3 protein-coding genes and 1 pseudogene are annotated in these 4058 nt (G+C 65.5%); 3 read left to right on the top strand and 1 reads right to left on the bottom strand.

The genetic code is table 11. The annotated features are described in order from the left end of the window. On the top strand, positions 1 to 617 hold a 617-nt coding region (locus tag JWQ90_RS26785; protein ID WP_299698143.1), incomplete at its 5' end, for a methyl-accepting chemotaxis protein. Between the two features lie 61 nt (positions 618 to 678). Then, the gene (locus JWQ90_RS26780) at positions 679 to 1260 is read left to right on the top strand and encodes a pyridoxamine 5'-phosphate oxidase family protein (protein ID WP_299698142.1); all 582 of its coding nucleotides are present in this window, start codon (positions 679 to 681) and stop codon (positions 1258 to 1260) included. Positions 1261 to 1436: 176 nt separating this feature from the next. On the opposite strand, the gene JWQ90_RS26775 is transcribed toward JWQ90_RS26780, so the two are convergent. Beyond that, positions 1437 to 3647: a methyl-accepting chemotaxis protein gene (locus JWQ90_RS26775; RefSeq protein ID WP_299698141.1), complete on the bottom strand. Its 2211-nt coding sequence runs from the start codon at positions 3645 to 3647 to the stop codon at positions 1437 to 1439. 190 nt (positions 3648 to 3837) lie between these two features. Here JWQ90_RS26775 and JWQ90_RS26770 point away from each other — a divergent pair. Further along, positions 3838 to 4058 (top strand): annotated as a pseudogene (locus JWQ90_RS26770) (hypothetical protein); the annotation flags it as partial.

The raw sequence follows: 4058 nt of genomic DNA, 5'->3' as shown, positions 1-4058 counted from the left end.
CCGGCGAGCAGGGCCGCGGCTTCGCGGTGGTGGCCTCGGAAGTCCGCAGCCTGGCGCAGCGCTCCGCGGCGGCGGCCAAGGAGATCAAGACCCTGATCGGCGACTCGGTGGACAAGGTCGACGCCGGATCGAAGCTGGTGGAGCAGGCCGGCCGGACGATGGACGAGATCGTGACCAGCGTGAAGCGCGTGACCGTCATCATGTCGGAGATCACGGCGGCCTCGCAGGAACAGAGCCAGGGCATCGAGCAGGTCAATACGACGATCACGCAGATGGACGAAGTCACCCAGCAGAACGCGGCCTTGGTCGAAGAAGCTACGGCCGCCGCGCATTCGCTGGAGGAGCAGACGAGCGGGCTGATGAGCGCGGTCGCGCAATTCAAACTGGACGAACTTGCGCCGGCGGAGCCCGCCCCGATGCGCGCTCAAGCGATTGTGCGCAGCCTGCCCGCCAAGCCCGCGCCGTCGCGTACACCGCCGCGGTCCGTCGTCGCAGCGTCGGCACCCGTGCTCCCCGTCCGGGCAAAACCGACGCCTGCGGCTGCGACGCGGCAGCCGGCAAAGACGAGCAATGGCCCGGTGCTGGCTGCAGCCGACGGGCAGTGGACCGAATTCTGAGTCGCGGTGCAACGACTCGACAGAGTCTGTAGCGCTCGTAGCCCGTAGCCCGTAGGTTGGGGTGAGCGTAGCGAACCCCAACGCTCGTCACGCGCCGATGCTGGGGTACGCTACGCTCACCCCGACCTACCTGGCCAGAACTTTGAACCGCGAAGCTCTTCGCCAACACTGGCCAGAGATCCGCCGTGTCGTGGAGCGCGGCCAGGCTTCGTCGCTCTACTGCTCGATCGCCACGGTTGGCGAAGACGGAACGCCGACGGTCACACCCATTGGAACGGTCTTTCTGGGCGCGAACCCAGGCGGCTTCTTCTTCGATCGGTACACGAGCGATCTTGGCAACAACATCAATGCCAACGGAAAGATCTGCCTGCTCGCCGTCAATTCAAGCAAGTTGTTCTGGTTGAGGTCTTTCTTGCTGGGTCGTTTTACGTCGCCGCCGGGCGTTCGCCTGTATGGCACCGCCGGGCCGCTACGTGCCGCCACGGCCAGCGAGTTGAGCCAGATCGAGCGCCGCGTTCGCTCGTCGAAATGGCTCAAGGGCAATCAACTCATTTGGTCGAGCTTCACGCAGGTTCGTGATCTGGAGTTCACTTCCTTCCGGCCCGTGAGCTACCCGGCCATGATGGAGCGCCTCTGGCAATGAGGCCCAGCCCTTCAATCGACGCGATGCCTGGACACCGAAGCTGCGGGCGGCGTCCTCCAGGTCTTCCCCGCCAGAGCAAGCAGCGTAGGGCGGGAGTATCCCGCCTCCCGTGAGGCCGGTACGCGAGAGGCGGGATACGCTTCGCTCCTCCCGCCCTACACCGACACTGCCGCAGCTCAGGCGACCGCTGTGCGTCTCGCTCCGCCGGTATTCCTGGCAATGTTCTGCACCGGCTTGCGCGCGATCTCCGGGGCGTGCTCGGCCGGCAGATTGAATCGCGAGGCAACTTCGTGCAGCGAGGCGGCGCGGTTGCGTAGTGAGGCGCTGGCTGCGGCGACTTCCTCGACCAGCGCGCTGTTCTGCTGGTTCAGCGATTCCAGATCGCCGACCGCGCGGGATAGCTGCTCCAGGCCCAGCGACTGCTCCTGGGCCGAGGTTGCGGCCTGCTCCGACAGCCGGGCGATGGTCTCGTTCGACTGGTTGATCGCCTCCAGCTGGCGGCGCGATTCGCCGACCAGGCCGGTGCCGTCCTGCACGCGCGCGTTGGCGGTGCTGATCAGGCCGCGGATCTCCTTGGAGCTGGCGGCGGTGCGTTGCGCGAGGCTGCGCATCTCCCCGGCGACGACCGCAAAGCCGCGGCCGTGCTCGCCGACGCGCGCCGCCTCGACTGCGGCATTGAGCGCCAGCAGATTGGACTGGAACGCGACCGAATCGATCAGGCCGATGATGTCGCCGATGCGCGCGCTGGCTTCGGTGATGCCGACCATCGACTGTCCGGCCTTGCCGGCGACCAGCGTGCCCTGGCGCGAATTATCCAGCGCGCTCTGCGTCAGCTGGCTGGTCTGGCGACTGTTGTCGGCGGCCGCCTGCGCGGTGCTGAGCAGTTCCTCGATGTTCGCCGAACTCTGCTCCAGTGCAGCGGCCTGGCGCTCGGTGCGGGCCGACAGATCGGCGTTGCCCTGCGCGATCTCGCTGACGCCCAGGTTCAGTTCCTCGGCATTGGACAGCACTTCACGGATGGTCTGCGCCAGGCTGTCGAGCGAATCGTTGAGCGCCTGGGTCAGTGCCTGTAGCGTGCCGGCGAACTCGCCGCTCGCGCGGCGCGTCAGATCGCCGGTCTTCAGCGCCTGGGTCGTTGCGCTGATCTCGTCGAACGCCGCTTCGAGCGAACTCAGCGACTGATTGACGGCGCGCTTGAGCGTGCCCAGATCGCCCGGCAGATCGGCATCGATGCGGCGCGAGAAGTCGCCTTCGGCCGCCGCCGACAGGCTGCTGGCGAGCGCCGCCAGCGACTGCTGCAGCAGGCCCATCGCCTTGTCCACCTTGAGCCGCGACTCGCCTTCGACGTCTTCGCTCATGCGTGCCGAGAAATCGCCTCGCGCGAGCGCGTCCATGACCGCATCGAGCGCGACCATCGTGCGGCTGACGCTGTCGGCGCCCGAGTTCACGCCGGTTTTCAGACGCGCCAGATCGCCCATCAGCGGTGCGGTGACGCGCTGCGAGAAATCGCCGCGGCCGACGGCGGCGAGCACCGTGTTGGTTTCGGCAATCGCGGAATTCAGATCGGACAGCAGCGAGTTGAACGCGGCGCACATGGTGCTGATCGCATCGCGGCCCTGTTCTTCGACGCGCACGCTGAAGTTGCCCTTGGCGACCTGGGCGATGGTTTCGTTGAGTCGCTCGATCGGCTGGCGGATCGCGGCGTCGACCAGCAGCGCGACGAAAATTGTCAGCAGCGACAGCAATACGACGATGGCGATGCCGATCTGGAGGGCGCGCAGCGAGTTCACGCCGGCCTGATCGAGGGCGTGCTGGAACGCGGTCTTGCTGTCCTCGTTGAGCTGGGTCAGCGCGGAACGCACTGCGTTATAGGCTTTCTGCTTGTCCGCGGCCAGCGCCTGGAACGCGGCCATGTCGCCGCCTTTGCCGCTGATTATGCCGGTCACCGCGGTTTTGCTGATCTCGACGTAGTGATCCCAGAGCGCGGCGAGTTCGTCGATACGGGCGGCGTAGGCGGCGTCCTTGTCCTTGATCGCAACGATGGACGCGCGCGTCTCGGCGGCAGCTTTCATCGCGTCCTCGACCAGGAACTCGTCCTTGTCGCCGAGCGCCTGGGTGAACGTCGCCTGGGTTTCCACCAGGCCCTGATTGGCCTGCGCCGCCAGCGTCATCACCGGCAGCGTATGCATGGCGAAGCCTTCGAGGGTTTTTGAACTGCTTTGCGAAACCGCGATGGTGTAGAGGCAGTACGCGAGCAATCCGGCGAGCGCGATCCCCGGCAGCAGCAGAATCTTGGCGCGGATCGACACGTAGCGCAGCCGGCGGGAGATGAAGGCCGCGCGCGACATGAGATTCGGCAGCTTGAGGAAACGCGGTTGGCGTCGCATGTACTAACTCCAGATCGACGTGGGGCAGGAATGGATCGACGCGTACAGAGGCGTCAATTGTTTAACGGCCTGCCGCTGCCGTTCTTGAACCGAATTGATATTCAAGTCGAGCGCGAACCTGCCGATAAGGCCATCAACGTGGCGTAGGTCCTTCTGCGTATGCGATCTCCCCGATCCAGGTTCAAGGAAAATGAAGAGGCATCAGATTGCGATGGGTGTCGCCGCTGTGTTCGGCATAACAGCGTCTTCGGCGGCGTTCGCCGACGTCACGTTCAATGGCTTTGGCCAGGTGATGTATGGGCAGACTCTCGATAACGTGTCGGATCTCGGCTACGACGACAAGGGCAGCTTCGCACCCGAGTCGCTGTTCGCGCTGCAGGCGACCGCGCCGGTCTCCGACAAGCTCGACGC

Origin of the sequence: Hydrocarboniphaga sp., from assembly GCF_028291725.1 — a bacterium.
Taxonomy (GTDB): Bacteria; Pseudomonadota; Gammaproteobacteria; order Nevskiales; family Nevskiaceae; genus Hydrocarboniphaga.
Note: the sequence above shows the minus strand (reverse complement) of the source record. Positions and strands in the feature narration are given on the sequence as shown.

Excerpts from the sequence above, each read along its gene's own strand:
- JWQ90_RS26775 (WP_299698141.1), bottom strand. The coding sequence starts at position 3,647 with ATGCGACGCCAACCGCGTTTCCTCAAGCTGCCGAATCTCATGTCGCGC.